Source organism: Actinoplanes sp. NPDC089786, from assembly GCF_040684855.1.
Taxonomy (GTDB): domain Bacteria; phylum Actinomycetota; class Actinomycetes; order Mycobacteriales; family Micromonosporaceae; genus Actinoplanes.
In genome coordinates, this window is the sequence record NZ_JBFBGU010000001.1 from 1655433 (window position 1) to 1681772 (window position 26340).

The 26340-nt window shown below is 72.1% G+C and carries 21 protein-coding genes; 16 read left to right on the forward strand and 5 right to left on the reverse strand.

What is annotated here, in order from left to right; translation table 11 throughout:
- Positions 1-15: 15 nt before the first annotated feature.
- From rimO to AB0O15_RS08035, 6 genes are all read left to right on the forward strand, one after another.
- A complete protein-coding gene (rimO, locus tag AB0O15_RS08010) occupies positions 16-1467 on the forward strand; it encodes a 30S ribosomal protein S12 methylthiotransferase RimO (protein WP_364315553.1) in 1452 nt (483 codons plus the stop codon).
- Positions 1464-2039: a CDP-diacylglycerol--glycerol-3-phosphate 3-phosphatidyltransferase gene (pgsA, locus tag AB0O15_RS08015; RefSeq protein WP_364315556.1), complete on the forward strand. Its 576-nt coding sequence runs from the start codon at positions 1464-1466 to the stop codon at positions 2037-2039. The genes rimO and pgsA overlap by 4 nt, the downstream gene beginning before the upstream one ends.
- Entirely contained in the window at positions 2036-2518 is a 483-nt protein-coding gene (locus tag AB0O15_RS08020; protein ID WP_364315558.1) for a CinA family protein, read from the forward strand. Before pgsA ends, AB0O15_RS08020 begins: the two co-directional genes overlap by 4 nt.
- A 166-nt stretch (positions 2519-2684) precedes the next feature.
- A complete protein-coding gene (locus AB0O15_RS08025) occupies positions 2685-3074 on the forward strand; it encodes a helix-turn-helix transcriptional regulator (RefSeq protein ID WP_364315561.1) in 390 nt (129 codons plus the stop codon).
- 165 nt (positions 3075-3239) lie between these two features.
- Complete coding sequence (locus tag AB0O15_RS08030; protein ID WP_364315563.1) at positions 3240-4112, forward strand: PspA/IM30 family protein; 873 nt, start codon at positions 3240-3242, stop codon at positions 4110-4112.
- Positions 4113-4118: 6 nt separating this feature from the next.
- Complete coding sequence (locus AB0O15_RS08035) at positions 4119-4886, forward strand: hypothetical protein (RefSeq protein ID WP_364315565.1); 768 nt, start codon at positions 4119-4121, stop codon at positions 4884-4886.
- Here the strand turns inward: AB0O15_RS08035 and AB0O15_RS08040 are convergent.
- Positions 4872-5669 (reverse strand): DNA-formamidopyrimidine glycosylase family protein, encoded by a 798-nt coding sequence (locus AB0O15_RS08040; RefSeq protein WP_364315568.1) that lies wholly within the window; start codon positions 5667-5669, stop codon positions 4872-4874. The genes AB0O15_RS08035 and AB0O15_RS08040 overlap by 15 nt on opposite strands.
- Positions 5670-5687: 18 nt before the next feature.
- Between AB0O15_RS08040 and AB0O15_RS08045 the strand changes: the two genes are divergently transcribed.
- On the forward strand, positions 5688-6422 hold the full coding sequence (locus AB0O15_RS08045) for an N-acetyltransferase (RefSeq protein ID WP_364315571.1): 735 nt from the start codon (positions 5688-5690) through the stop codon (positions 6420-6422).
- An 18-nt stretch (positions 6423-6440) separates the two neighbouring features.
- Here the strand turns inward: AB0O15_RS08045 and AB0O15_RS08050 are convergent, their stop codons facing one another.
- Entirely contained in the window at positions 6441-7229 is a 789-nt protein-coding gene (locus AB0O15_RS08050; protein WP_364315574.1) for an SAM-dependent chlorinase/fluorinase, read from the reverse strand.
- A 72-nt stretch (positions 7230-7301) separates the two neighbouring features.
- Between AB0O15_RS08050 and AB0O15_RS08055 the strand changes: the two genes are divergently transcribed.
- Positions 7302-8234 (forward strand): TIGR03560 family F420-dependent LLM class oxidoreductase, encoded by a 933-nt coding sequence (locus AB0O15_RS08055; protein ID WP_364315577.1) that lies wholly within the window; start codon positions 7302-7304, stop codon positions 8232-8234.
- Positions 8235-8649: 415 nt separating this feature from the next.
- On the opposite strand, the gene AB0O15_RS08060 is transcribed toward AB0O15_RS08055, so the two are convergent.
- Positions 8650-9144, reverse strand: coding sequence for a hypothetical protein (locus AB0O15_RS08060; RefSeq protein ID WP_364315580.1), 495 nt, complete (start codon positions 9142-9144; stop codon positions 8650-8652).
- Positions 9145-9457: 313 nt separating this feature from the next.
- Complete coding sequence (locus AB0O15_RS08065) at positions 9458-14023, reverse strand: ATP-dependent helicase (RefSeq protein ID WP_364315583.1); 4566 nt, start codon at positions 14021-14023, stop codon at positions 9458-9460.
- Positions 14024-14227: 204 nt separating this feature from the next.
- Here AB0O15_RS08065 and AB0O15_RS08070 point away from each other — a divergent pair, with 204 nt between their 5' ends.
- From AB0O15_RS08070 to AB0O15_RS08095, 6 genes are all read left to right on the forward strand, one after another.
- On the forward strand, positions 14228-15079 hold the full coding sequence (locus AB0O15_RS08070) for a DUF4397 domain-containing protein (RefSeq protein ID WP_364315586.1): 852 nt from the start codon (positions 14228-14230) through the stop codon (positions 15077-15079).
- A 700-nt stretch (positions 15080-15779) separates the two neighbouring features.
- Positions 15780-16427, forward strand: coding sequence for a sortase (locus tag AB0O15_RS08075; protein WP_364315589.1), 648 nt, complete (start codon positions 15780-15782; stop codon positions 16425-16427).
- Between the two features lie 61 nt (positions 16428-16488).
- A complete protein-coding gene (locus AB0O15_RS08080; RefSeq protein ID WP_364315592.1) occupies positions 16489-18483 on the forward strand; it encodes a protein kinase in 1995 nt (664 codons plus the stop codon).
- 96 nt (positions 18484-18579) lie between these two features.
- Positions 18580-20088 carry a M28 family peptidase gene (locus AB0O15_RS08085; RefSeq protein ID WP_364315594.1) on the forward strand — a complete coding sequence of 503 codons (1509 nt, stop codon included), beginning with the start codon at positions 18580-18582 and terminating at the stop codon, positions 20086-20088.
- A 287-nt stretch (positions 20089-20375) separates the two neighbouring features.
- On the forward strand, positions 20376-21737 hold the full coding sequence (locus AB0O15_RS08090) for a hemolysin family protein (RefSeq protein WP_364315597.1): 1362 nt from the start codon (positions 20376-20378) through the stop codon (positions 21735-21737).
- Entirely contained in the window at positions 21734-22789 is a 1056-nt protein-coding gene (locus tag AB0O15_RS08095; RefSeq protein ID WP_364315599.1) for a hemolysin family protein, read from the forward strand. Before AB0O15_RS08090 ends, AB0O15_RS08095 begins: the two co-directional genes overlap by 4 nt.
- Positions 22790-22851: 62 nt before the next feature.
- Here AB0O15_RS08095 and AB0O15_RS08100 read toward each other — a convergent pair whose 3' ends face one another.
- Positions 22852-24156 (reverse strand): bifunctional pyridoxamine 5'-phosphate oxidase family protein/GNAT family N-acetyltransferase, encoded by a 1305-nt coding sequence (locus tag AB0O15_RS08100; RefSeq protein WP_364315602.1) that lies wholly within the window; start codon positions 24154-24156, stop codon positions 22852-22854.
- 76 nt (positions 24157-24232) lie between these two features.
- On the opposite strand from AB0O15_RS08100, the gene AB0O15_RS08105 reads away from it, so the two are divergent.
- Together AB0O15_RS08105 and AB0O15_RS08110 are read left to right on the forward strand one after the other, a co-directional pair.
- Positions 24233-25579, forward strand: a complete 1347-nt coding sequence (locus tag AB0O15_RS08105) for an aminotransferase class I/II-fold pyridoxal phosphate-dependent enzyme (protein ID WP_364315605.1) — start codon at positions 24233-24235, stop codon at positions 25577-25579.
- Positions 25580-25646: 67 nt separating this feature from the next.
- Positions 25647-26312, forward strand: a complete 666-nt coding sequence (locus AB0O15_RS08110) for a UdgX family uracil-DNA binding protein (protein ID WP_364315607.1) — start codon at positions 25647-25649, stop codon at positions 26310-26312.
- The last annotated feature ends 28 nt before the right edge of the window (positions 26313-26340 follow it).

Consider the following 26340-nt stretch of genomic DNA (forward strand, 5'->3'; position numbering starts at 1 on the left):
CGGTACGCTCTTGAGGTGTCCGTCTCACCCGCTCCGCGCCGTGTTGCCCTGCTCACCCTCGGCTGTGCCCGTAACGAGGTCGACTCCGAGGAACTCGCGGCCCGCCTCGACGCGGGCGGCTGGCAGGTCAGCACCGATGCCGACGGGGCCGACGTGGTGCTGGTCAACACCTGTGGCTTCGTCGAGAAGGCGAAACAGGACTCGATCGAGACGCTGCTCGCCGCGTCCGAGACCGGGGCCAAGGTGGTCGCGGCCGGGTGCATGGCCGAGCGGTACGGCAAGGAGCTGGCCGCTTCGCTCCCGGAAGCCCAGGCGGTGCTCGGCTTCGACGACTACACCGACATCGCCGCCCGCCTCGACGGCGTGCTGGCCGGCGAGCGGTTCGACGCGCACACCCCGCGCGACCGGCGCGAGCTGCTGCCCCTGACCCCGGTGCAGCGCCAGTCGGCCAAGGTGGTGGTGCCCGGGCACGCTACGGTCGACGAGCACACCCCGGCCCACCTGCGCCAGGTGCTGCGCCGCCGGCTCGACAGCGGCCCGGTGGCGTCGCTCAAGCTGGCCAGCGGCTGCGACCGGCGCTGCGCGTTCTGCGCGATCCCGGCCTTCCGCGGCGCGTTCGTCTCCCGTGACCCCCAGGAGCTGCTGGCCGAGGCCGAGTGGCTGGCCAAGACCGGGGTGCGCGAGCTGGTGCTGGTGAGTGAGAACAGCACGTCGTACGGGAAGGATCTGGGCGATCCCCGGGCCCTCGAGAAGCTGCTGCCCCAGCTGGCCGCGGTGGACGGCATCGTGCGGGTGCGGGCCAGCTACCTGCAGCCCGCCGAGACCCGGCCCGGCCTGGTCGAGGCGATCGCCACCACGCCCGGCGTCGCGGCGTACTTCGACCTCTCCTTCCAGCACTCCAGCGAGCCGGTGCTGCGCCGGATGCGCCGGTTCGGCTCCACGTCGAAGTTCCTGGATCTCCTCGCATCCGCGCGTGCGCTGAAAGAGAGCGCCGGCGCCCGGAGCAACTTCATCGTCGGCTTTCCCGGCGAGACCAAGGCCGATTTCGAGGAGCTGGTGCGCTTCTTGTCGTCGGCGCGCCTGGATGCGATCGGCATCTTCGACTACAGCGACGAGGACGGCACCGAGGCCGCCGGCATGACCGGCAAGGTGCGCAAAGACACGATCAAGCGGCGGTACGACCGGATCACGGCGCTGGCCGACGAGCTGTGCACCCAGCGGGCCGAGGAGCGGCTGGGCTCCACCGTCGAGGTGCTGGTCGATTCGCTCGCCGACGGCGAGGTCGAGGGCCGGGCCGAGCACCAGGCTCCGGAGGTCGACGGTTCGACCACCCTGGTCGCCGGGGACTCGGGCGTCGACCTGGCCGTGCTGCGCCCCGGCGACCTGGTCAAGGCGCGGGTCACCGCGACCGAGGGCGTCGACCTCGTCGCGGTCCCGTTCGAGATGATCTCCGCGGCCGCGAAGTGACCGAAAAGCCGGTGCCGGCGGTCGTCCCGCTGCTGAACCCGGCGAATGTCCTCACGCTGGTCCGGATCATCCTGGTCCCGATCTTCGTGGTCACCGTGGTGGTGTCCGAGATGGTCCACCCCGGCTGGCGGATCGTGGCCTGCCTGACCTTCTGTGTGGCCTCGGCGACCGACTTCGCGGACGGGTGGATCGCCCGCCGCTACTCGATGATCACCTCGTTCGGCAAGGTGGCCGACCCGATCGCCGACAAGGCGCTGACCGGCACCGCGCTGGTCCTGCTGTCGCTCTACGGCGACCTGGCCTGGTGGGTCACGATCGCGATCCTGGTGCGCGAGTGGGGGGTGACGGCGCTGCGCTTCTGGGTCATCCGGTACGGGATCATCCCGGCCAGCCGCGGCGGCAAGCTCAAGACGGCGCTGCAGATCGCGGCCATCGCCTGGTACCTGCTGCCGATGCCGGCGCCGCTGCACCTGGTCGGGCCCTGGCTGATGGGCGTCGCGCTCGTGGTGACCCTCGTCACCGGCGTCGACTACGTGCTCCAGGCGTTGCGGCTGCGGCGCGGTCGCGCGTGACCCTCGTGGCCGAGGCGGTGACCCGGCTGATCGCGCGACGCGAGACCGTGGCGACCGCCGAGTCGCTCACCGGCGGCGCGCTGGCCAGCACGTTCGTCGAGGTGCCCGGGGTCAGCGCGGTCTTCCGGGGCGGTCTGGTGGTTTACGCGACCGACCTCAAGCACGTCCTGGCCGGTGTCTCATCGGCTCTGCTGGACGACCGCGGCCCGGTGGATCCGGACGTCGCGCTCGCGCTGGCCGGGGGCGCCCGCTCGCGTTGCGGCGCCGACTGGGGGATGGCCACCACGGGAGTCGCCGGACCCGATCCGCAGGGCGGCAAACCGGTCGGGCTGGTCTATGTCGCCGTCGCCGGGCCGGGCGCCTCGGCCGTCGAGGAGCTTCACCTGACCGGTGATCGGGCCGCGATCCGCGCCGGAAGCGTGACAGCGGTGTTAAACCTCCTCGTCACCCAGGTTGACCGCGCCGGCCCACCCGCCTAGGCGCGGCCTGCGGGAATGGCGTTATCACAGAGATCGTTGTGCCGTGGGTGCCAGGCGGGCCCGGTTCCGGATTTCGGCGGGGCGGTATGTCGGCGTGGCTCACAGCGGGTACGGTTGCGGGAAGCCTCCGGCGGATGCCGGTGGCCCCGCCGCAGGAGGAGGTGCCATGGTCCTGCTACGCCGGGTTATCGGTGACGCACTTCGGGCGCGCCGGCAAGGACAGCACCGCACTCTGCGCGAGGTGTCCACCGCCGCCAACGTCAGCCTGGGTTATCTCTCCGAGATCGAGCGCGGGCAGAAAGAAGCGTCGAGCGAGCTGCTCGCCGCGATCTGTGACGCCCTGGGCGCTCACCTGTCCGAGGTGCTGAGTGATGTCAGCAACACGCTGTCCATCGCCGAGGGCATGGAGGGCGTGCTGAGCCCCGTCCCTGAGCAGCAGTCCGTCGAGAAGGTCGCCGACGGGAACGTCCAGGTTTCGGTGCGCCAGGATTCGCCGCTCAAGGCGACTCTGCGGACGACGCGCAAGCGTGGCCGCGACATGATCTACGCCGCCTGATCCTCGGGATCGCTCGTGTGCGTCACCAGGCGTAGCCTCGATACCGGAGGGCCCAGGGGAGACCCTGATAACTCCCTGAGGTCACGTGACGACGGTGGCAATGGCCTGCAACCATGGGACGCATCCATCGGGCCGACCAGAGCGACATAGAGGAGAATCGGCGATATGGCGAACCCGTTCGTCAAGGGCTGGCGTTACTTTCTGGCGCTCTTCGGCGCGAAGATCGACGAATACGCAGACCCGAAGGTCCAGATCCAGCAGGCGATCGAGGACGCCCAGCGCCAGCACCAGGCGCTCGTCCAACAGGCCGCCGCGGTCATCGGCAACCAGCGTCAGCTCGAGATGAAGCTGTCCCGGCAGATGTCCGAGGTCGAGAAGCTGCAGGGCATGGCCCGGCAGGCGCTCGTGCTGGCCGACCGGGCGCGGGCCGGGGGTGACGAGGCCGAGGCCCAGAAGTACGAAGCCACGGCCACGACGCTGGCCACCCAGCTGGTCTCCGGCGAGCAGTCGATGGAGGACCTCAAGACCCTCCACGACCAGGCGCTCTCCGCGGCCGGCCAGGCGCGCAAGGCGGTCGAGAACAACGCGATGGTGCTCCAGCAGCGCATCGCCGAGCGGTCCCGCCTGCTCAGCCAGCTCGAACAGGCCAAGATGCAGGAGACCGTGGCGCGGTCGCTCGAGTCGATGTCGTCGCTCGCGGCGCCCGGCAACACCCCGTCGCTCGACGAGGTGCGCGACAAGATCGAGCGGCGGTACGCCGACGCGATGGGTCGCGCCGAGCTGGCCTCCAACTCGGTCGAGGGCCGCATGCTCGAGGTGCAGAAGTCGAGCCTCGACATGGCCGGCTCGTCCCGGCTCGAGCAGATCCGGGCCTCGATGGCCGGTGACCAGCTTGGGGCCAAGCCGGGCACCCCGGCGGTCGAGCAGGGCACGCAGGCGCAGGCGGCTCCGGCCTCCGACCCGGCCAGCGTGGCCCGTCTCGACGAGATCCGCGCCAGCATGAACAAGCAGCGCGGCGACACCTCAGCGGCGGGCTGACCGGCGATGGACGAGCGGACCCGCTACTTCCGCCGGCTGCGCAGGTTGCGCAGCGCGGCGAGGCGCTGGAGCGTCATCGGTGGCGGCCTGGCCGCGGCAACCGCCGTCCTTACGCCGTACGCGGGAATTGGCATCCCCGACGCGATCTGGGCCGCCGCGGCCGGCGGCTCGGTCGCGCTGGCCGTCTGGCGACATCGTGACCATCGGGAGCTGGCGGCGATCGAAGCGCCGCCGGCCCCGCCGCCGCAGCTGCCCGGGGCCAAGCTGGTCGCCGCGGTCGAGCGGTTCCCGGCCGGCAAGAACGTGCTCAACGAGGTCCGCCGGCAGCGCGAGCGGTATGCGCTGCGGGGCTCGGCCGTGGCCAAGTCCTGGGACCGGCTCGACGGCGCGAGCGGCACGCTCCACCAACTGAGCACCCGGCTCACCGGCCCCGGCTCCGAGGCGGTCCTCGAGGCGGCGTCGGCCGAGGAGTGGCTGCGCGACCTGGGCCACCGGGCGGCGAGCGTCGAGCGGGCCATCCCGCTCAGCCCCGCCGACCAGCAGGACGCGTTGCGCACCTCGCACGAGAGCCTGTCGGCCCAGTTCACCGACGGGGTGACCGCCTACGAGCGGCTGGTCTCGGCCGCCGCGAGCTGGGTGGCCGAAGACGGGCAGCCGATCGCCGACGACCGGCACCCGAGCTTCTTCCGGCTGATCGAGGCGACCGACCGGCTGCGGGGTCTGGCCGACGGCCTGTCCGAGCTGCGCCGGTACGGCAACTCAAGCGCCGCCTGAGCCCGGTTCGGGCTGGCAGTAGGGGCACCAGTAGGTCACGCGTTCGCCCAGTTCGGCCTTGCGGATGGCCGTCCCGCAGCGGCGGCAGGGCTGGGCCTTCCGGCCGTACACGTAACTGGTCTCACCGCGCCGCAGCGAACCGGTCGTGGTCTGGGTCCACCGGCCCTTGTTGTTGGCGACCAGCTTCTGGGCCAGGGTGACCATGCCCGTCAGGTCGTCGACGTCGCGGACCGGCCGCCACGGCCAGACGCCGCGCAGGAACAGCGTCTCGGCCTTGTAGAGGTTGCCGACGCCGGCCAGGTTGCGCTGGTCGAGGAGCGCCTCGGCGATGGTCAGGTCGGGTTGCGCGGCGATCCGACGGGCCGCCTCGTCCGCGTCCCAGTCGGCGCCGAGCAGGTCGGGGCCGAGGTGGTCGAGCTGCGACTCGTCGGCGGTGGGGTAGAGCGCCACCTCGTGCAGGTGGTAGCCGACCGCGACGGCCTTCCGGGTGTGCAGCGCGACGCGGATCAGGTGGGCCGGGCGGGCGGTCCAGCGTTCGCCGGGGCGATAGGCCCGCCAGGCGCCGTCCATCCGCAGGTGGGAGTGGAGGGTGTACTTCTTGTCGCCGTTCTGCAGGCGGAGCAGCAGGTGCTTGCCGCGGCTGGCCGACTCCGCCACCGTCCACCCGGACAGATCGGTCGTCGCGAGCTGAGGCACGCGGAAGTCCGACTTGGTCAGCACCTCGCCGACGATCGCGCGTTCCAGCACGCGCGCGGTGTTATATACGGTGTCGCCCTCCGGCATGTTCCCTATCCTGCCCTGATGGACCTCGACATAACGTCCCTGGCGGATGACCCTTCGCTCTGGGCGGTGTGGGAGGAACTCGACGGCTTCTGGCCCCCCTTCATGACGCAGGACCCCACCGGCGACCTCTACTTCGGCTACCTCCGTGACCACTTCGCGGCGCACTGCCTGCTCGCGGTGGACCGTTCGTCGGGGCGTCCCATGGCCAAGGCGCATTCGGTGCCACTCGCGTATGCGATCGACGGGCCGCTTCCCGACGGCGGCTGGGACTGGGCCATCCAGCGCAGTGCGCACGACCGGCTCAGCGGGGCGACGCCGACCATCGCCTCGGCGCTGGAGATCCTGATCCGGCCCGACATGCGCGGCCGCGGGCTCTCCTCGGTGATGCTCGGCGCGATGCGTGACAACGTGGCCCGGTTCGGCTTCCGGGACCTGATCGCGCCGGTCCGGCCCACCGGCCGGTCCGGGCCCATCCGCGAGTACGCCCACCGCACGCGCCCCGACGGCCTGCCGGTCGACCCGTGGCTGAGGGTGCACGTGCGCGCCGGCGGCCGGATCGTCAACGTGGCCCCGAGCAGCATGGTGATGACCGGAAGCCTCGCCCAGTGGCGGGAGTGGACCGGGCTGCCGTTCGACACCGACGGGCCGGTGGACGTGCCGCAGGCGCTGGCGCCGGTGCACGTCTCGCTGGCCGACGACACAGCGGTCTACGTGGAGCCCAACGTCTGGGTCCACCACCGCGTCAGCGGGTGACCCGAACGCCGCGCCACGTCACCGGTTCGACACCCGGACCAGGTCGCCCGGCATGACCGACAGGACGACGACGGCGCGGCCGTTGTTCACCGCGATGGCCACCTGGCCGGCCGAGTCCTCGTACACCAGTAGATCGCCCTGCTCGACATCGGCGAACGTGGCGCCGCGCCGGGCCCGCACCCCACCGTTGAGGACCAGGTCATGGCCCAGGCCGTCGAGCGCGCCACCGGTCGCGGCGAGCTGCACGTTGCCGAAGCGGTCGACGGTCAGCACCTCGGCCTCGACGTAGCCGTCGCCCAGCGACACCACCGGGGCGGGCAGCCGGACCAGCGTGGTCACGTCCACCGGCGGGCCGGCGTCGGCCAGGTCGGCGCCCAGCGCGATCCGGGCGGCGGCCGGCGCGAAGAGGTCCCGCCCGTGGAAGGTGCGTGACAGGTCGCCGAGGAACCAGTCCTTGTTGGACAGCTCCACCACCGTGTCGATGCCGCCGAGCGCCTCGGCCGCCGGGATCAGCAGGCCGTTGTCCGGGCCGACCAGCACACCGCTCGGGGTGGCGATGGCCAGGCCGCGGCGGGCGGTGCCGACACCCGGGTCGACGACCGCGCAGTGCACCGACTCGGGCAGGTAGGGGGCGGTCTGCGCCAGCACGTGCGCGCCGCGGGTGACATCGGCCGGCGGCACGTGGTGGGTGACGTCGATGACACGCACATCCGGCGCGATGCGGGCGATGGAGCCGTGACACGCCGCCACGAATCCGTCGAAGGTGCCGTAGTCGGTGGTGAGGCTGATCCATCCAAAGCGACCCATGGTCGTCAACGTTATCGTCTGCGCACACAGAGTGCTGGGGAGGGTTCCCGACTTTGTGGCAGGCTGGTGATCATGCGTCTCGTCACCTTCATCGAGCCCCAGCTCGGCGCCACCTACGACCAGCAGCGGCGGGTCGCCCAGCTGAGCGAAGACCTGGGCTTCGACGGCTTCTTCCGGAGCGACCACTTCACCGGCAACTCCGCCTCCGACGACCGCCTTCCCGGCCCGACCGACTCGTGGGTGACGCTCGGGGCCATCGCCGTGCAGACGTCCCGCATCCGCATCGGCACCCTGGTCTCGTCGGCCACGTTCCGCCTGCCCGGCCCGCTGGCCATCAGCGTCGCCCAGGTCGACGAGATGAGCGGCGGCCGCGTCGAGCTGGGCCTCGGCGGCGGCTGGCTCGAGCGCGAGCACACCGCGTACGGCATTCCCTTCCCGCCGACCGGCGAGCGGTTGGACCGCCTGGAGGAGCAGCTCGAGATCGTCACCGGCCTGTGGACCGCCGATGGCCCCTACACGTTCCAGGGCCGGCATTACCAGCTCGCCGACTCGCCGGCGCTGCCCAAGCCGGTGCAGACCCCGCGGCCGCCGGTCATCGTCGGCGGCAAGGGCAAGAAGCGGACGCCCGCCCTGGCCGCCCGCTTCGCCGACGAGTTCAACGCCCCGTTCAGCTCCCTCACGGAGGCGTCGGCCCTGTTCGACCTGGTACGCGAGGCGTGCACAGCGGCCGGCCGCACTTCGGCGCCAGCCTTCTCCGCGGCCGTCGTCCTCTGCGTCGGCCGCGACGAGGCCGAGTTGGCGCATCGCGCGAACGCGATCGGCCGCAGCGTCGACGACCTGCGCACAGCCGGCGACGCCGTGGCCGGCACGGTCGACGAGGTGGTCGACAAACTCGGCCGATGGGGCGAGGCGGGCGCCGGTCGCATGTTCCTGCAGACACTCGACCTGTCCGACCTGCACCACCTCGAGTTGGTCGCCTCCGGCGTCGCGCCCCAGCTCTCCTAGAGCGGCCCCTCAAGATCCAGATCAACTGCCGGTCGTAGCGGGGCGGGTGGTGCGGACCGCTGCTCCCGCCGAGGTCGGTCCGGGCGGCCGCACGCTTCGCTTCCGCGGCCACCCTCCCTGCGACGTGCTGGTGAGTGGTTGCGCCCGCCGCTGACGCGGCCGAGCCCTTGCCGCGCCCCGTCCCCTGACGCGGCCCGAGCCCTCGCCGCGTCCCGCCCGGGTCCTGTTCGTGGCCACTGCCTCGCTCCGGTCGCCCCCCGGAACCAGACGCCGGCCTGGCGAGACGTGGCCCGTACCCCGGTCGCGATCCGCCGGATCCTGTTCTGTGGCCCTGCCGCCCCGCCCGGGTCCTGTTCCGTGGCCTCTGCCTTGCTCCCTATCACCCCGCCCGGTGTGGAGAGGGCGTGCTTGCCGCCTAGGGTCGCTCCACGATGGTGGGGATCTGGTCGCTGCCGGCCAGGACGGTTTCGCAGTGCTTGCAGGTCAGCTCGACCGGCTGAACCTGATTGGACTGAATGCTGGCCTGTCCGGCGGCCTGACCGTTGTCCGGGCACTGATAGCGCAGGTCGAAGCGCACCCACCCGGTGCCGAGCGGCTTGGAGCCCTGATTGCGCTTGGCGTCATGAAACGGCGCCCACCACTGCTGCACCACAGCCTGAAGCGACCTCCGGTCCTGCCCGGTAAGCGCATCAAACCCGGCAACCCGTGCCGGAGCGAAGTGCCTCCCGCCGTGCGCCTGATCCCCCGTGCAAACCGCCCGCTCATCGCCCACGGTGAGAAAGGTCGTGCGACCCAGCCGCTCACACACAAAACAGTCAAGGCTCAACTCGAACGAGCGCCCGAAGTAGACGTTATGAAACGGCGCCTCAGTCACAGAGATGGTCGCAGTGATCTCCAACGTCCGCAGCATGCGCACGATCGTGACACGGCCCCGCCATCGTCCCAATCCACCCGGCGCAGCCGGTAGGGCACCCCTGCCTCACCTCGCCCACGCCGCCTCGGCCTCGTTGGGTGCGGCCGGTGCGTTTTCCGCGCGCCCACCGGGGCGCGACCAGTAGGGGCGGCTTCGCCCCGCCAGGCGTGGCCCCGTCAGGGGCGGCTCGCCTTCCCTTGCGCAACTCGCGTCGACCCAGCCTGACCACTCCTCACCCCAGGCGGCCCTTGACCCACCACACACTCCGGCCCCCGGGGGCGGCCCCACCGAACCGGACCAAGTCGCCACATCACCCCCGCAGGCGCAACCCCCTCGGCGTCGCGCGGAAACCCGCTGCCGTCAAGGCGTCGCGCAACGGCGAAGAGTTGACCGATTCGCCGTCGGCTCGTTCGACCGACATCGCCCCCAACGCCCCGGACCTCACCGCCCGTGCCAGACCCTCGCCGGCCGCGATCAGTGCCTCCTGGTCGTCCAGGAAAGACAGGAGGGTCTTGCCGCCCCGCTCGACGTAGATGACCAGCTCGCCGCCGACCAGCACGACCAAGGCGCCGGCCTTGCGACCGGCTCGGTGGCCGGCGGCGGCGACCTTTTCGCCGTCGCCGCTGTCGACCACGCGTTCGGGCCACGGCAGCGCCGCGCCGTAGGGGTTGGCCGGGTCGGTTGACGCCAGCACCACCGCCGACACCCCGGCGCGCCGGGTCAGCTCGGCCGGCTCGGCCAGTGCGCGCAGGCGGTCGACCGCGCCGGGCACGGCGAACTGGGCCGCGCCCAGACCCTCGACGAAGTAGCCGCGCCGCGCGGCCCCGCGTTCCTCCAGGGCGCCGAGCACGGGGTAGACCGCCGCGAAGCCGCCGGTCACACCCTCGGACATGACCGCGCCGCGGGTCACCACGCCGTGGCGTTCCAGCAGCAGGTCGGCCAGGGCGGCCGCGCGCCGGGTCGGGTCGAGATCGCGGTCGGGGAGCCGGGACCAGCGGCCGGCCATCGCGGGCGGGCCGGTGCGGCTCGGCATGGCCGCACGCCCCAACCGGCCGGGGCGGCGATAGCGGGTGCGGGCCGGCGCGGCCTTCGCACGGTGGGCGCCGCTGCTGCCGAGCAGGGCCCGCAGCGGCGCGAACGTGTCATTGGTCAGGTGTCCGGCCCAGACCAGGTCCCACACCGCGGACGTCAGGGCCGGGTCGTCGGTCGAGCCCACCCGGTCGGAGAGCGACCGGAAGAACAGCGCCTGCCCGTCGCCCAGCGTCTCGAGCACCGACTGATGCAGCGGGGTCAGCGCCAGCTCGTCATCCGGAGGTGGCAGCAGGAGGGGCGCCGTTTCGGCGTACGCCAGCGTGATCCACCCGTCGTTGCCACCCACCGAGCCGGCGCCGGCCCACACCAGCTCACCCGACCCGGTCAGTTCGTCGAGCATCGCCGGTGAATAGTCGGCGACCCGCGCCGGCAGCACCAGCCGTTCCCAGGCCGACGCCGGTACCGCGAGGCCCTGCAACTGCTCGACCGTGGCCGCGACCGCGTCGACGCCGCGCGCGTTGCCGCCCACCTGGTGCCAGCGGGGCAGGAACGCGGCCAGCACCTTCGGCGGCACCGGCTCGATCTCACGGCGCAGCGCGGCCAGCGACCGGCGGCGCAGCAGGCGCAGCACCTCGGCGTCGCACCACTCGGCGCCCGCGCCCTCGGGCGAGAACTCGCCGCTGACCACCCGGCCGGTCGCGCTCAGCCGCTTCAACGCCTGCTCGACCACGAACACACCGAGCCCGAAATGCGCCGCACACGTCGCGGCGGCGAACGGCCCATGGGTACGCGCGTAGCGAGCGACCAGGTCACCGAGGGGATCGGCGACCGGTTCCAGGTAGGCCTCGGCCACGCCCACCGGTAACGCCACGCCCAGCGCGTCGCGGTAGCGGCCCGCGTCCTCGATGCCGATCCAGCGTTCCTCACCGGCGACGCGCACCCGCAGCGCCCGGCGGGCCGCCTCGAGAGAACGCACCCATTCCAGGTCGACATGCCGGGCCGCGAGCGCGGCGTCGGACAGGTCGCCCAGCAGCCGCAGCAGCTCGGCGGCGTCCTCGGCGTCGCGTGGCGTCCGCTGTGGGGTCAGCCACTGCAGCTGCTGTTCCGATTCGGTCACCACCGCCGGGTCGAGCAGCTCGCGCAGGTCGACCCGGCCCAGCAACTCGCCGAGCAGGGTGGAGTCGAGGGCCAGGGCGGCGGCCCGGCGCTCGGCCAGCGGTGCGTCGCCCTCGTAGAGGAACGCTCCGACGTACCCGAAAAGCAGTGACCGGGCGAACGGCGACGGCCGCGGCGTCTCGGTCTCGACCAGCCGGACCTTGCGGCCCGCGATCTCGCGCATCAGCCCGACCAGGCCGGGCAGGTCGAAGACGTCTTGCAGGCACTCGCGGGCGGCCTCGAGGGTGACCGGGAAGTCGGCGAACTCGCGCGCCACGTCGAGCAGTTGCGCCGACCGCTGGCGCTGTTGCCAGAGCGGCTGGCGCCGGCGCGGGTCGCGGCGGGGCAGCAGCAGCGACCGGGCGGCACACTCGCGGAACCGGGACGCGAACAGCGCCGACGTACCCACCGACTCTTCGACCAGCTGGCTGATCTCCTCGGGGTCGAAGGCCACCAGATCGGCGCCCGGCGGTTCCTCGGCGGTGTCCGGCAGGCGCACCACGATGCCGTCGTCGGAGGGCATGACCTGGCCGTCGACGCCGTAGCGCTCACCCAGCCGGCGGGCGATCGCGAGCGCCCAGGGCGCGTTCACCCGCGCGCCGAGGACACAGTGCACGGTCATCCGCCAGTCGCCCAGCTCGTCGCGGAAGCGCTCGACCACGATCGTACGGTCGTCGGGCAGGTGACGGGTCGCCTCGCGCTGTTCGCGCAGGTAGGCGATCAGGTTGCCGGCCGCCCACTCGTCGAGGCCCGCGGCGCGCAGCGAGGCGGTCGCCTTGTCGTCGTCGGCCCTGGACAGGGTGCGGAGCCGGGCGCCGATGGCCCGGCCCAGCTCGACCGGGCGGCCGAGCGCGTCGCCCTTCCAGAACGGCATGCGGGCCGGGGCGCCCGGGGCGGGCGTGACCAGCACCCGGTCGGGCGTGATGTCCTCGATCCGCCAGGACGTCGAACCGAGCAGGAAGACGTCGCCGACGCGGGACTCGTACACCATCTCCTCGTCGAGCTCACCGACCCGCGAGGCCTTCTCGGAGCCGGCCAGGAAGACCCCGAACATGCCCCGGTCGGGGATGGTGCCGCCGCTGGTCACGGCCAGCCGCTGTGCGCCCGGCCGGCCGGTGAGCTGGTCGGTGCCGCGGTCCCAGACGAGGCGCGGGCGCAGCTCGGCGAAGGCGGTCGACGGGTAGCGCCCGGACAACATGTCGAGCACCGCCCGCAGGGCCGAGTCGGGAAGCTCGGCGAACGGGGCCGCCCGCCGGACCAGGGCCGCCAGGTCGTCGAGCTGCCAGGCGTCCAGCGCGACCATGGCCACGACCTGCTGGGCCAGCACGTCGAGCGGGTTGCGCGGGTAACGCAGCTCTTCGATCGCGCCCTCGGTCATCCGTTCCGACACCACCGCGCAGGAGACCAGGTCACCGCGGTGTTTGGGGAAGACGACGCCACGGGACACGGCGCCGACCTGGTGGCCGGCCCGGCCGATGCGCTGCAGCCCGGCCGAGACCGACGGCGGCGCCTCGATCTGCACGACCAGGTCGACCGCGCCCATGTCGATGCCCAGCTCGAGGCTCGAGGTGGCGACGACGGCGGGCAGCCGGCCGGACTTCAGCGCCTCTTCGATCTGTTTGCGTTCCTCACGGGACACCGAGCCGTGATGGGCGCGGGCGACGATCGGGTCGGCGCCGCGCGTGCCGCCGGCCTGGGCCATGATCTCGGCGGGCAGCCGGCTCGCCTCGGGTGGCGGCTCACCGGCACGCTCGACGGCCAGCTCGTTGATGCGGGCGCACAGCCGTTCGGCGCCGCGGCGGGAGTTGGTGAACACGATCGTCGAGCGGTGGGCCTCGATGAGGTCGAGCACCCGTTCCTCCACCGCGGGCCAGATCGACGGCTGACGGCGTACCCCATCGGGGTTGTCTGGATCTTCCTCGGGAGCCTCGTCGAGCCGGGTCATGTCTTCGACCGGCACCTGCACCTCGACCTCGATCGTCTTGGCGCTGGGCGGCTGCACGATCTCAACCTGGTGTGCGCCGCCGAGGAAGCGGGCGGTGTCGTCGATCGGCCGGACCGTCGCGGACAGACCCACCCGCTGCGCCGGCTTGGGCAGCAGCGCGTCGAGCCGTTCGAGAGAGAGCATCAGGTGGGCGCCGCGCTTGGTGGCCGCGACGGCGTGGACCTCGTCGATGATCACGGTCTCGACGCCGCGCAGCGACTCGCGGGCGGCCGAGGTCAGGATCAGGAACAGCGATTCCGGTGTGGTGATCAGCACATCGGGCGGGGTGCGCTGGAAGCTGCGGCGCTCGTCGGCCGGGGTGTCACCGGTACGCATGCCGACGGTGATGTCGGGCGGCGGCACACCGAGCCGGCCGGACGCCTGCCGGATGCCGGTCAGCGGCGCGCGCAGGTTGCGCTCGACATCGACCGCCAGGGCCTTGAGCGGGCTGACATAAAGGACGCGGCAGCGCTGCTTAGCGTCGTTGGGCACGGGCTCGCGGGCCAGCCGGTCGAGGGACCACAGGAACGCGGCCAGTGTTTTGCCGGAACCGGTCGGAGCCACGACCAGCGCGTGGTGCCCCGCGCCGATCGCTCGCCACGCGCCCGCCTGAGCCGCGGTGGGCGCGGCGAAGGCGGCCCGGAACCACTCCCTCGTGGCCGGCCCGAACTGCTCCAACACCTGCTCTTCCTGCACGCCAACCATGGTGCTCCTCGGGTACGACAAGAACGCCACGACGCCGTCGGACCATCTGTCCCGGGCGTCATCTATCGGTCATCCGAGCATGAGTAGGACCTTCGACCAGCGCTTCCGGCTGACCGGACGGACCATGGTGCCGTTCCGTGGTCTGCGGCACATTGACAGGGATCGCGTTCGATGTGTCATACAGCCGAGTGCAGAGGAGGCTCCGTGTTCACCCCGAAACCCCAGGTACGGCGCCTCGGCAGTGCCGCGGCGGCGCTCGCCGTGTTCGCGGGCATTGCCTTCAGCGCATCGCCGGCCGCCGCGGCGGATGACGGCTACGTGCGGCTTGCCCACCTTTCTCCGGATACACCCCAGGTGGACGTTTATCTCAAGGCCGCCTCGGGCGGTAAGGAGCAGACGTTCCCCGGTGTCGGCTACGGCATCATGTCGCCCTACCTGCGACTTCCGACAGGCACGTATTCGGTCGCCATGCGCAAGGCGGGCGCCAGCCCCAAGACCAAGCCGGTCCTTACCACCCAGGTCAGTGTGGAGAGCGGCCAGGCGTACACGGTCGCGGGCGTCGGTCGCTACGCGGACCTGGGGCTCCGCGTCCTCCAGGACGACCTGAAGCTGCCCAAGCCGGGCGAGTCCAAGGTCAGGATCATTCAGGCTTCGGTACGCGCACCCGTGCTCGATGTCGGCGTCAACGACGGACCGAAGATCGCCGACGGGGTCCAATTCGCCACCACGACCGACTACCGGCAGGTCAAGCCGGGCAAGTGGACGGTCAAGGTGCAGCCGAGCGGCGGCGGCCGGAGCAGCAGCCTGCCCTGCACGCTGGGCGCGGGCAGCGTCTACTCGCTGCTGGTGCTCGACGCCAAGGGCGGCGGCCTCAAGCCGGAGCTGCACATCGACGCCGGCGGCCAGGGCCAGGTGCCGCAGGGCGGCGTGGCCACCGGCGTGGGCGGCACCCAGCCCGAGTCGCCGATGCCGATGGCGCTGACGGTGGCGGGCGTGGCCGCGGTGCTGACGGCCGGCCTGGTGGTCTTCCTCCGCCGCCGGCCCCGGACGGTCTGACCCGGCGGTCTGATCCATGACCGCGGAGTCTCCGGAGGCGTCGGTGCCGGACGGACTGACGCCTCCGCCCACCGCGCGTGCGGTGGTGCGGGTCGAGCCGGTCGACGAGCTCCCCGCGCGTGGGCGTGCTCATGTGCCGGGATCGATCGATCCGGCGTTGCGTGACGCGCCGTTGTACGTGGCGCCGGCGCCTCGGCGTCGCAGCCCTGGGCGGTCGCCGTCGGCGTTGGCTGGTGGATCGTCGCCGGGTACTGCGCCGCATGGGTCGCCGTGGGTCGGGCCGGCCATGCCGTTGTCGCCGCTGGTGCGTCCTTCGCCGGCTGGTCCTTCGCCCCCAGCCGCCGCGCGACCCCCAGCCGCCGCGCCGCCTTCCGCCGCCGCGCCATCTGCCGTTGGTCCACCACCTTCCGCTCCCGCGTCACCTAGCGTCGCTGTATCGCCTTCCGACGGCGCGTCACCTAGCGCCGCGAGCGCATCGCCTTCCGCCGTAGCGTCACCTTCTGTGAACGCGTCGCATCCCGTCGAGCCTGCCCTTCTCGACGACGAGGATGCGAGCGACTGCTCGCGCGTTGCGGCGGGCGGCTCGGCCGGGCCTGCTCACGACGATGATGACCCATCCGATGTGAGCTCGGCTCCGAATTCCCCGGTGCCGCCGAAACCAGGAAAGCTCCGCCGTTTCGGCCGGCGCGCGCTCATTCCCGTGATCGCCGGGGTCGTGGCGGCGTTCGTCGCGGGCACGGCCTACGTGGCCCTCAAGGAGCAGCCGGCCACCGACGACGTGGGCCGCTGGACCGGATTGCCCCAGTCCGCGCCCTCCGTCGCCGCCTCGAGCGCCAGCGACGAGGCGCCGTTCGCCGTGCCGGCCGACGGCAGCGCGCCGGACCCGTTCGCCGCGCTCAACCCGACCTATTCCGGCACGCCGACCCGGCTGATGGTGAAGGCGATCGGCGTCGACACCCCGCTGGAGACGCTGCGCCTCGGCCCGGACGGCGCCCTGACCCCGCCGAAGGACTTCGCCAAGGCCGGCTTCTACTCCGGCGGCACGCTCCCGGGCGACACCGGCCCCGCGGTCGTCGCCGGCCACGTCGACTCGAAGCGAGGACCGGCCGTCTTCTACAAGCTCCGCGAGATGCAGAAGGGTGACCGCATCGAGGTGGTGCGCGGCGCCAAGACCATCACCTTCACGGTCACGTCGACCGCCTGGTACCCGAAGAGCAAATTCCCGACCGATCGGGTGTACGCCCCCACACCGGACCGCCAGCTCCGCCTCATCACGTGCGGTGGGGTTTTCGATCACAGCCTGCGGTCATACAAGGACAACCTCGTGATCTACGCGGTGGCCGGGTGATCGCCGTTCCCCCGTTTCCGGGCGAATGACTATTCTTGAGCCAAGCGACGGGTGGGGGCTGATGGCGGTCAGGCGCATGCTCATCGCCGGGCGGTATCGATTGCACGAGCCGGTCGGCTCCGGCGGCATGGGCCGGGTCTGGATGGCACGTGACGAGATGCTGGACCGCGATGTGGCGGTCAAGGAGTTCGTGCCACCGGACTGGATGACCGACGACGAGAAAAACCGGCTTCGCGACCGTACGCTCCGCGAGGCCCGCAGCGCCGCCCGGCTCAGCCACCCCCATGTGGTCCGCATCTACGACGTGGTGCACGCCGACGGCCTCCCGTGGATAGTCATGGAATACGTCCCGTCCCGCTCCCTTCATCAGGTGATCGCCGAGGACGGCCCGTTCGAACCCATCCCCGCGGCGCGCATCGGCCTGCATGTGCTCGACGCGCTGACCGCCGCCCACCGCGCCGGCGTGCTGCACCGTGACATCAAGCCGCACAACGTGCTGATCGGCGACGGCCGGGTGGTGCTGACCGACTTCGGCCTGGCCACGTTCGTGGACGACGGCACGGTCACCGGCCCCGGCATGATCGTGGGCTCGCCCCAGTACGTGTCGCCCGAGCGCGCCCGGGACGGCGCGTCCACCGTGGAGTCCGACCTGTGGTCGCTGGGCGCCACGCTCTACGCCGCCGTCGAGGGCCGCTCGCCGTACGCCCGGGAGAGCGCGATGGCCACGCTGATGGCGCTGGCCACCGATCCGCCCGATCCGCCGGTGCTGGCCGGCCCGCTGGCCCCGGTGCTGGTCGGGCTGCTTCAGCATGATCCAGCCGCCCGGCTGACCGCCGACCAGGTCGAGGAGCGGCTCCGCGCGGTGGTGGCGACCGCCCGTACCCCGGACAAGGCCCGCCTGACCAGCAACCGCGCGCGCGTCCCGGCGCCGCGCACCCCGGCCGAGGTGGGCAACGCGGTGCAGCCGCGGATGAGAAGCAGCCTGGCCGGCGCGCCCGCGCACACCGATGCCGAGCCCGCGGTCGAGCGGAACGGGACACCGGTCACCACCGAAGAGCCCGGGGGCGAGCGGAACGCGACGCCGATGACCGCGGGGGAATCCGCGCTCGAGCGGAAGCCGTCGCCGGTCACCGCTGGTGAGCCCGCGGTCAAGATGGCCCCCCGTCGCGGTAACGGAGCACCGCTGGCCGCGGAGCCACGCATGGCCGCGGAGCCACGCATGGCCGGCGCCAAGCCGTCGTCCGTCCCGGCGTCGTCGTCGGGCTCGGACGGCCCGCCGCCCGAGCCGGTGACCGTGGTGCGGCCCGGCGCCAGCCCCCGGCGGGGGCGCCTCGCGGTGGCCGGCGTGCTGCTGGTCGCCCTGCTGGCCGGCGCCGGTCTCGCGGCCGGCTACCTGCGCCGGCGTGACGATGACCGCACCGGCCCGAGCGTCGTCACGCCGACCGGAGCGCCGGCGCCGGACCCGACGGCCGCGGCGCCCGCGATCACCGGGTTCAGCCCGGTGGTCTGCGATCGCGAGCCGGCGGCCGACGCGCCGCGCACTCCGCAGCCCGGCGCGAAGACCAGCGTCAACGGCTGGGAACTGGTATCGGGTTTCTCCTACTTCGCCGACCCCGCCGGGTTCCACATCGGCGTGCCGGACGGCTGGACCTACGAGAAGATCGGCACCACGATCTGCTTCCGCGACCCGGACAACGTGCGCATCCTCAGCATCGACTACGGGCGGAACCCCAAGGGTGATCCCGTGGTGGCCTGCCGAACCGAGGCGAACCGGCTGGTGCGGGCGGGCGCGCTGCCGAAGTACAAGCTGGTCGGCCAGATCGAGCGGGTGCCGCTGCTCAACCGCGCGGCCGACTGGGAGTACCGCTACGACAACGCCTCGGCGGTGGGGATGCACGCCATCACCCGATGGTTCGCCTCGGGCGAGCACGCCTACGCCATCGGCTGGATCACCCGCGACTTCGACTGGGATCAGAACCGGGCGACGTACGCCCTCCTCCAGAGCTCGTTCTACCAGCAGACGCCGACCGGCATCCGGGCCACGCCGAAACGCTAGGTCCCGTATGTTCACCAGGCGATATGGCGCAAGCGATATGACAGTCATCGATCTGTAGCGTGACATTCTCAGGTTCCCCCTAGCGCGGAGGAACCTGTGAGAACACTCCCTGTCATCGGCGCGACCGTCCTCCTGGGCTCGCTGATCGCAGCGCCCGCCCAGGCAGCCGTGGCCGTCGCCGCGCCCGACATCCCGGTCGCCAACGTCAAGGCCCACCTCGCCCAGTTGCAGAGCATCGCGACCGCGAACGGCGGCAACCGGGCGCACGGACGCCCGGGCTACCTGGCTTCCGTCACGTACGTGAAGAACCTGCTCGACCAGGCCGGCTTCGTGACGCAGCAGCAGTCGTTCACCTACAACGGCGCGACCGGGTACAACCTGATCGCGGACTGGCCGGGCGGCGACACGAACGACACGCTGATGGTCGGCGCGCACCTGGACAGCGTCACCGCCGGACCGGGCATCAACGACAACGGCTCCGGCTCGGCGGCGAACCTCGAGGTGGCGCTGGCCGTGGCCCGGACCGGCTTCCAACCCGACCGGCACCTGCGCTTCGGCTGGTGGGGCGCCGAGGAACTCGGCCTGCGCGGCTCGACCGCCTACGTGAACTCGCTGACCTCCGCGCAGCGGGCGGCGATCGGCGGCTACCTCAACTTCGACATGGTCGGCTCGCCCAACCCCGGCTACTTCCTCTACGACGGCGACAACTCCGACGGCACCGGATCTGGTCCGGGCCCGGCCGGGTCGGCGGAGATCGAGCAGACCCTGGCCGACTACTTCACCACGATCGGTGTGCCCACCCGCGGCACCGACTTCGACGGGCGCAGCGATTACGGCCCGTTCATCGCCAACAACATTCCCGCGGGCGGCATCTTCACCGGCGCGGAGGGGCGCAAGACCGCGGCGCAGGTCCAGCTCTGGGGCGGTACGGCCAGCACGTTCGACCCCTGCTACCACGCCTCCTGCGACACCACGGCGAACATCAACGACACCGCGCTGGACCGCAACTCGGACGCGATCGCGTACTCCGTCTGGAACCTCGCCTCGCCGGGTGAGGACCCGCCGCCCACCGGCGACACCGTCTGGCAGGACACCTTCGAGACGGCCACCGGCTGGACCGTGGGCAGTGGCGACGCGGCGACCTCGGGCCGCTGGGAGCGCGGTGACCCGCAGGCCACCAGCTCGGGCGTGGCGACTCAGCTCGGCACCTCGGTGAGCGGCACGTACGACCTGGTCACCGGGGCCACCGCGGGATCGAGCGCCGGCGCCAACGACGTGGACGGCGGGGCCACCACGATCCGTTCGCCGAACATCACGCTGCCGACCGGCACCCTGACGCTGTCCTTCGGCTGGTACCTCGCGCACCTCAACAACGCGAGCAGCTCGGACTACTTCCGGGTGCGGGTGGTGTCGGGCAGCACCGCTACGACGGTCTTCACCCAGGCCGGCGCGGCGAGCAACCGGGCCGCCGCCTGGCAGACCGCGACCGTGAACCTCTCCGCCTACGCCGGGCAGACCGTGCAGCTCAGCGTCGAGGCCGCGGACCTCTCCACGGCCAGCCTGGTCGAGGCCGCCGTCGACGACGTGACCATCACCCGAAGCTGACCGGCGACCCGTTTCTGACCGGCGACCCGTTTCTGACTGACGTCCCGTTTCTGACCGGCGACCCGTTTCTGATCGGTGCGCCCGGGAGAGTGGCCCTCTCCCGGGCGCCCACCAGTGATGTGTGCCACCGATGACGCGGCACCACCAGCAAGCTCCCAGGCAGCGTTCAGTCATTCTTGTTAGCTTTCCGGGATGAATGGCAGTACCCAGCCGGGCTCGGCCCGGCTCGCACAAGCCCCGGGCATGGCCCGGCTCCGCCCCGGGCCGTCGAGGCCGTCGAGGCCGTCGTGCTGATCCTCATCGGTCTCCTCCTGGTCCTCGTCGTCACGGCCTTGACCGGGTACTTCGTCGCGCAGGAGTTCGGGTTCGTCGCGGTCGACAAGGGCCGCCTGCGCCGCCTGGCCGACGAGGGTGACGAGGCCGCCGCCCGCGCCCTCAAGGTCACCGAGCGCCTCTCCTTCATGCTGTCCGGCGCCCAGCTCGGCATCACCGTCACCGCCCTGGTCGTCGGATACGTCGCCGAGCCGTACATCGGCGAGGGCCTGGCCGACCTCTTCGACGTGGCCGGAGTGCCGGGCGCGGTGAGCGTTCCGCTCTCGGTCTTCCTCGCGCTACTCATCGCGACGGTCGTGCAGATGGTTTTCGGCGAGCTCGCCCCGAAGAACCTCGCGATCGCCCGCTCCGAGGGCCTGACCAGGGCGCTCGCCCGGTCGACGCTGATGTATCTGACGGTCTTCGGGCCGATCATCCGGCTCTTCGACAAGGCGTCGTCCAGGCTGCTGCGCCGGGTCGGCATCGAGCCGATCGAGGAGTTGCCGGAGGGCGCGACCAACGAGGACCTCGAGCAGATCATCGCCGAGTCGCGCCAGCAGGGGCACCTCGACCCGGAGCTCTCCACGCTGCTCGACCGCGGGCTCGACTTCCGTGGCCGTACCGCGATCGAGGTGATGGTGCCGCGGGTCGACGTCCAGACGGTCCGGGCCGACGACCCGCTGACCCGCGTCGTCGACCTGCTCGACACCGGCCGGTCCCGGTTCCCGGTGCGTTCCGACGCCGGCGTGGACGAGATCGTCGGCGTGGTCGGCATCACCGACGTGTTGGCCGTGCCGCCGGCGCGGCGCGGGTCGACGACCGTGTCGGAAGTGGCGATCCCGCCGCTCATGGTGCCGTCGTCGTTGCGGCTGCCGGCGGTCCTGGACCGCATGCGCGGCGGGCATCGCCAGCTGGCCTGCGTGGTGGACGAGTACGGCGGCTTCGCCGGCATCGTCACCCTCGAGGACATCGCGGAGGAACTGGTCGGCCCGATCCGCGACGAGGACGACCTGCCCGAGCCGGCGCCGGTGCGGCAGGACGACGGCAGCTGGGTGGTGCCGGGCCGCTGGCGGATCGACGAGGTGGCCGACGCGACCGGTGTCGAACTGCCCGAGGACCCCGCGTACGACACGGTTTCCGGCCTGGTCATGTCCCGGCTCGGCCGGGTGCCGCTGATCGGGGACGAGGTGCAGGTCGAGCCGCAGCCGGCGCTGGACGCCACCCCGGGCCCGCTGGTGTTGCGGGTGCTGTCGGTGGACCGGCATGTGCCGGGCACCGTACGCGTCTCCGAGGCCGTGCCCGCCCCCGAGGCCGAGCGCGCGGAGGTGACGTCGTGAGCACCACCTGGGCGGTCGTGATCTCGCTGCTCCTGCTGGTGGCGAACGCGTTCTTCGTCGCCGCGGAGTTCGCGCTGGTGGCCAGCAAGCGTTACCGCCTCGAGCACGCGGCGGCGGAGGGCAGCCGCGCTGCCCGGGCCGCGCTGGACGGAACCCGCGAGCTGTCGGTGATGCTCGCCGGGGCGCAGCTCGGCATCACGCTCTGTTCGCTGGGACTGGGCGCGCTCGCCGAGCCGGCGCTCGAACACCTGATCAGCCCGCTGCTGCACGCGGTGGGTCTGCCGGAGGCGCCGAGCCACGTGATCGCGTTGCTGATCGCGCTGATCCTCGTCACCTTCCTGCACCTGGTGATCGGCGAGATGATGCCGAAGTCGTGGGCGATCACCCACCCGGAGCGGTCGGCCACGATGCTGGCGTTGCCGTTCCGCGCCTTCACGCGGGTCGTCCGCCCCGGCCTCAACGCGTTGAACGGCCTGGCCAACGCGGCGCTCAAGGTGGTCGGCGTGCAACCGCAGGACCAGCTGGCCCAGGCGCACGGCCCGCAGGAGATGAACATCCTGCTGGAGCGCTCCGAGGCCGAGGGTCTGATCGAAGCGGAGCAGACCGCCCTGCTGACCAGCATGCTGCGCCTGCAGGAGAAGAAGGTCAGCGACGTGCTCATCCCGGATGACCAGCTGGTCACGGTCACGCCGCTGACCGGAGCGGCCGAGATCGAGGCGGCGTCGCAGCACAGCGGACGCTCCCGCCTCGCCGTGGTCGGCCCGGACGGTCTGGTCGCCGGTGTCGTGCACGTCCGCGACGCGATCCGGGCGACCACGACGGGCCGGGAGGCGACCGCGGCGGACCTGATGGACTCGCCGTTCACGCTGACCGCGGACACCAGGGTGACGAACGCGGTCACCGCGATGCGGGCCGGTCGGGCTCAGCTGGCGATGGTCACCAGTGGCGGGCGCCGGGCCGGGTTTGTGGCCCTCGAGGATCTCCTGGAGCAGGTCATCGGCGAGTTCGACGACGAGACCGACCCGGTCCCGGTGGGCCGGCGCATGCGCTGACCGCCCTCCCGTGACCACCCGGCCTGGCCGGCGCACGCCACCCCCGTGTGGTGTGCGCATGGTCAGGCCCGCTGCGTCGTCCGGCCGGCGTCGGCATCCGCCCCCGCCGCCGCTTTCGCCTCGGCCGCCGTCTCGGCCGCGGCGAGGCGTTCGCGGAGCCGGCCGCGCGCCGCCGGCCATTCGTCGGCGGTCATCGCGAAGTACACCGAATCGCGCCACGTGCCGTCGGGCCGCAGCCGATGTCGCCGGATCAGCCCGTCGCGGCTGGCCCCGAGCCGGCCGATCGCGCGCTGGGACCGCTCGTTGCGGATGTCGGTGTACCAGAACACCCGCTCGGCCCCGAGCACCTCGAAGGCCCGCTCGAGCAGCAGCAGCTTGGATTCCGTGTTCACCCCGCTGCGCCACCAGCGCCGGCCGAGCATCGAGTGGCCGATGGCGACGACCCGTCCCGGCTCATCGACGTCGTGGTACATGGTCGTGCCCATGACCTCACCGGTCTGCGGATGCAGTTGCACCCACGGCACCCGCTCGCCGAGCCACTGCGCCCGCAACGCGCCGGTCACCAGCTCGCCGATCTGGTCGCGGTGGGCCGGGCGCGGCGCGGACAGGAACTCCCAGGTCTCGGCGTCGTCGAGGGCGGCGAACAGGCCGTCGACGTGACCCGGGGTGAGCTGCTCGAGACGGACATGCCGGCCGGTCATGGTCGCCGCCGTCTGCCACGGCGAGGACGTGCCGCCGAGATAGGCCGGCGGCGCCGCGGCCACGCCCTCGTCGGTCTCGGGTGGCCCGCCGACGCGGCGGATCGGCAGCACACCGGCCCAGTGGGGCAGGGTGAGATCGGCTTCCTCATCGACGACGCCGCCGGTGCGTACCCGTGCCGAAACCTCGTCGAGCACGAGCGCCAGCAGGCTGGTCTCGGCCATCTCCTTGCGGGTCGGCGGCCGGCTGTCCGCGGCGCGGCCGGAGCCGAACTTGTCGACCAGGGCGGTCATGGCCGCGAGCTTCTCCGCCGGATCGGTCACCAGGCGGGCCCGGCCGTGTGCCACGACGGACCGGTAGTTGGCGCTGTGGTGCATCTGCGACCGGGCGTACACGATGCCGTCGACGAGGGTGACCGACACACAGACCTGCGTGCCGTCGCGGGCCGACAGGCCCAGCCGGCCGCCGGACGAGCCGTGCAGGAACAGCGTTCCGCCGACCCGGGCATGCAGCGTGGGCAGCACGCGAGGCTCGCCATCCACAACGAAGGCGACGGAACAGTCGTACGCCTCGTCCAGAATCGAGTGGACCAGATCGCGGTCGTAACGCATGCGGGCGCGATTGCGGGTCGCCGTCGTCCGTGCGGTGGGTGAGTAGGTGTCGGTCACGTCGCCCTCCCGGAATTTCGGTCTGCGAAGACTGTAGCTCTTGCGCTCGTCTTTGTTCTAGTACAAAATCTGAGCTGTGCCAGAACATTATCAGGTGAGCGGCGCGAGCGCCTCCGCCATTTCCGCCAGCATCGAGACCGGCGTCCGCGAGGGCCGGCTCGAGGCGGGAGCGTCCCTGCCTCCGGTCCGGACTCTCGCCGACGAGCTGCGGGTCAGCCCGGCCACGGTGGCCAAGGCCTACAGCGAGCTCCGTCGGCGCGGCCTGGTCGAGGCCCACGGCCGGCGCGGCACCCGGGTGCGGCCGCGCCCGCCGGTCGCCTCGGCCCGCGCCACCATGCGCGTCGAGGTGGCGCCCGGGGTCTACGACCTGTCCGCCGGCGAGCCGAGCACGCTCCATCTGCCGCCACTCGGTCCCGGCCTGAGCGAGGTCGCGGCCGATCTGGGCCAGCCGATCGGCTACGCCCGTGGCGGGGTGCTGGCCGAGCTCGCCGAGGCGGCTCGCGAGCGGCTGGCCAGTGGCGGCGTGCCGTTGGGCAGCGCCCAGCTCACCGTCACCGGCGGCACCCTCGACGCCATCGAACGGCTGCTCACCGTCCACCTCGCGCCGGGCGACGCGGTGGCCGTCGAAGACCCGGGCTGGGCCAACCTGCTCGACCTCGTCGCGGCGCTCGGCCTGCGGGCCGTCCCGGTGGCGATGGATCAGAACGGCCCGGTGCCGTCCTCGCTGGAGCGTGCCTTGTCGCTCGGGGTCCGCGCCGTGGTGATCACCTCGCGGGCGCAGAACCCGACCGGCGCATCGGTGTCGGCCGAGCGCGGGCGAGAGCTGCGCTCGATCCTGGCGGAGCGTCCCGGTGTGCTGGTCATCGAGGACGACCATGCCGCCGAGCTGGCCGTCACCGGCCTGCATTGCGTCGGTCCGGTGACCGGTTCCTGGGCGTTCGTGCGGTCCGCGTCCAAGCCCTACGGTCCCGACCTGCGGATCGCGGTGGTGGCCGGCGACGAGACGTCGATCGCACGGGTGGCCGGCCGGATGCGGATCGGCAGCGGCTGGGTGTCCACCATGCTCCAGCGGTTGCTGCTGCGGGTGTGGCAGGACGAGTCCGTCGCCAACTGGGTCGAGGTCGCCGCCGGCGTCTACGAGAACCGGCGCGCGGCGCTGCTGAGCGCGCTCCACGAACGCGCGATCGATGCCTCCGGCGCCAGCGGCCTCAACATCTGGGTCCACGTGCCGGACGAAACCCGCGCCGTGTCGGTGCTCCGCGATGCGGGCTATGCCGTGGCGCCCGGCTCGTTGTTCCGCATCGACTCGCCGCCGGGCATCCGGATCACGGTCAGCGACCTCGCCCCCGAACAGGTCGACCCGGTGGCCGACGCGGTCGCCGCCGCGGTCCACCCGAACGCGATCGGGGCGCCGTCCCGATGAGCGGCCTCCGGCCGACTCGTTCGGGTGCGCCGGGATCGGTCGGACGTGAATGGGGTACAACTCCGGGATGGCAACGAACCAGGCGCCACCCGGCGCGGAGAAATGGGTTCCTTCCCACCCGGCCGATCTGGGTGAGCTCAAGCAGGCCGCTGCTCAGTGCGAGGGCTGCCAGCTGCATGTGGACGCCACCCAGACCGTCTTCGGCCGCGGCGCCCCCGACGCCCGCGTCGTCTTCGTGGGTGAGCAGCCCGGCGATGTCGAGGACCAGCAGGGCCTCCCATTCGTGGGCCCGGCCGGCCGCGTCCTTCGCGACGCGGTGGAAGAAGCCGGCATCGAGGTGCCCTGGGTCTACATCACCAACGCGGTCAAACACTTCCGGTTCGAGATGCGCGGCAAGCGGCGCATCCACCAGACTCCCGGCCCGGCCCACATCACCGCCTGCCGGCCCTGGCTGGTCGCCGAGTTCGCGCTGCTCAAGCCCGAGATCGTGGTGGTGCTCGGCGCCACCGCGGCCAAGGCCCTGCTCGGCCCGTCCTTCCGGGTCACCCGGTCGCGCGGGCAGCTCATGCCCTGGCCGGCCAGCGCCCACCATCCCGAGGACTTCCCGGTCGACGACGCCCAGGCGGTCGCCACCATCCACCCCTCCGCGGTGCTGCGCGCCGACGATCGTGATGCCGCCTATCGCGGGCTGGTCGACGACCTCAAGGTCGCACGGGCCGCGCTCAAGGGCTGACGCCGGGCCGGCGTGCGGTGCTCGTCGG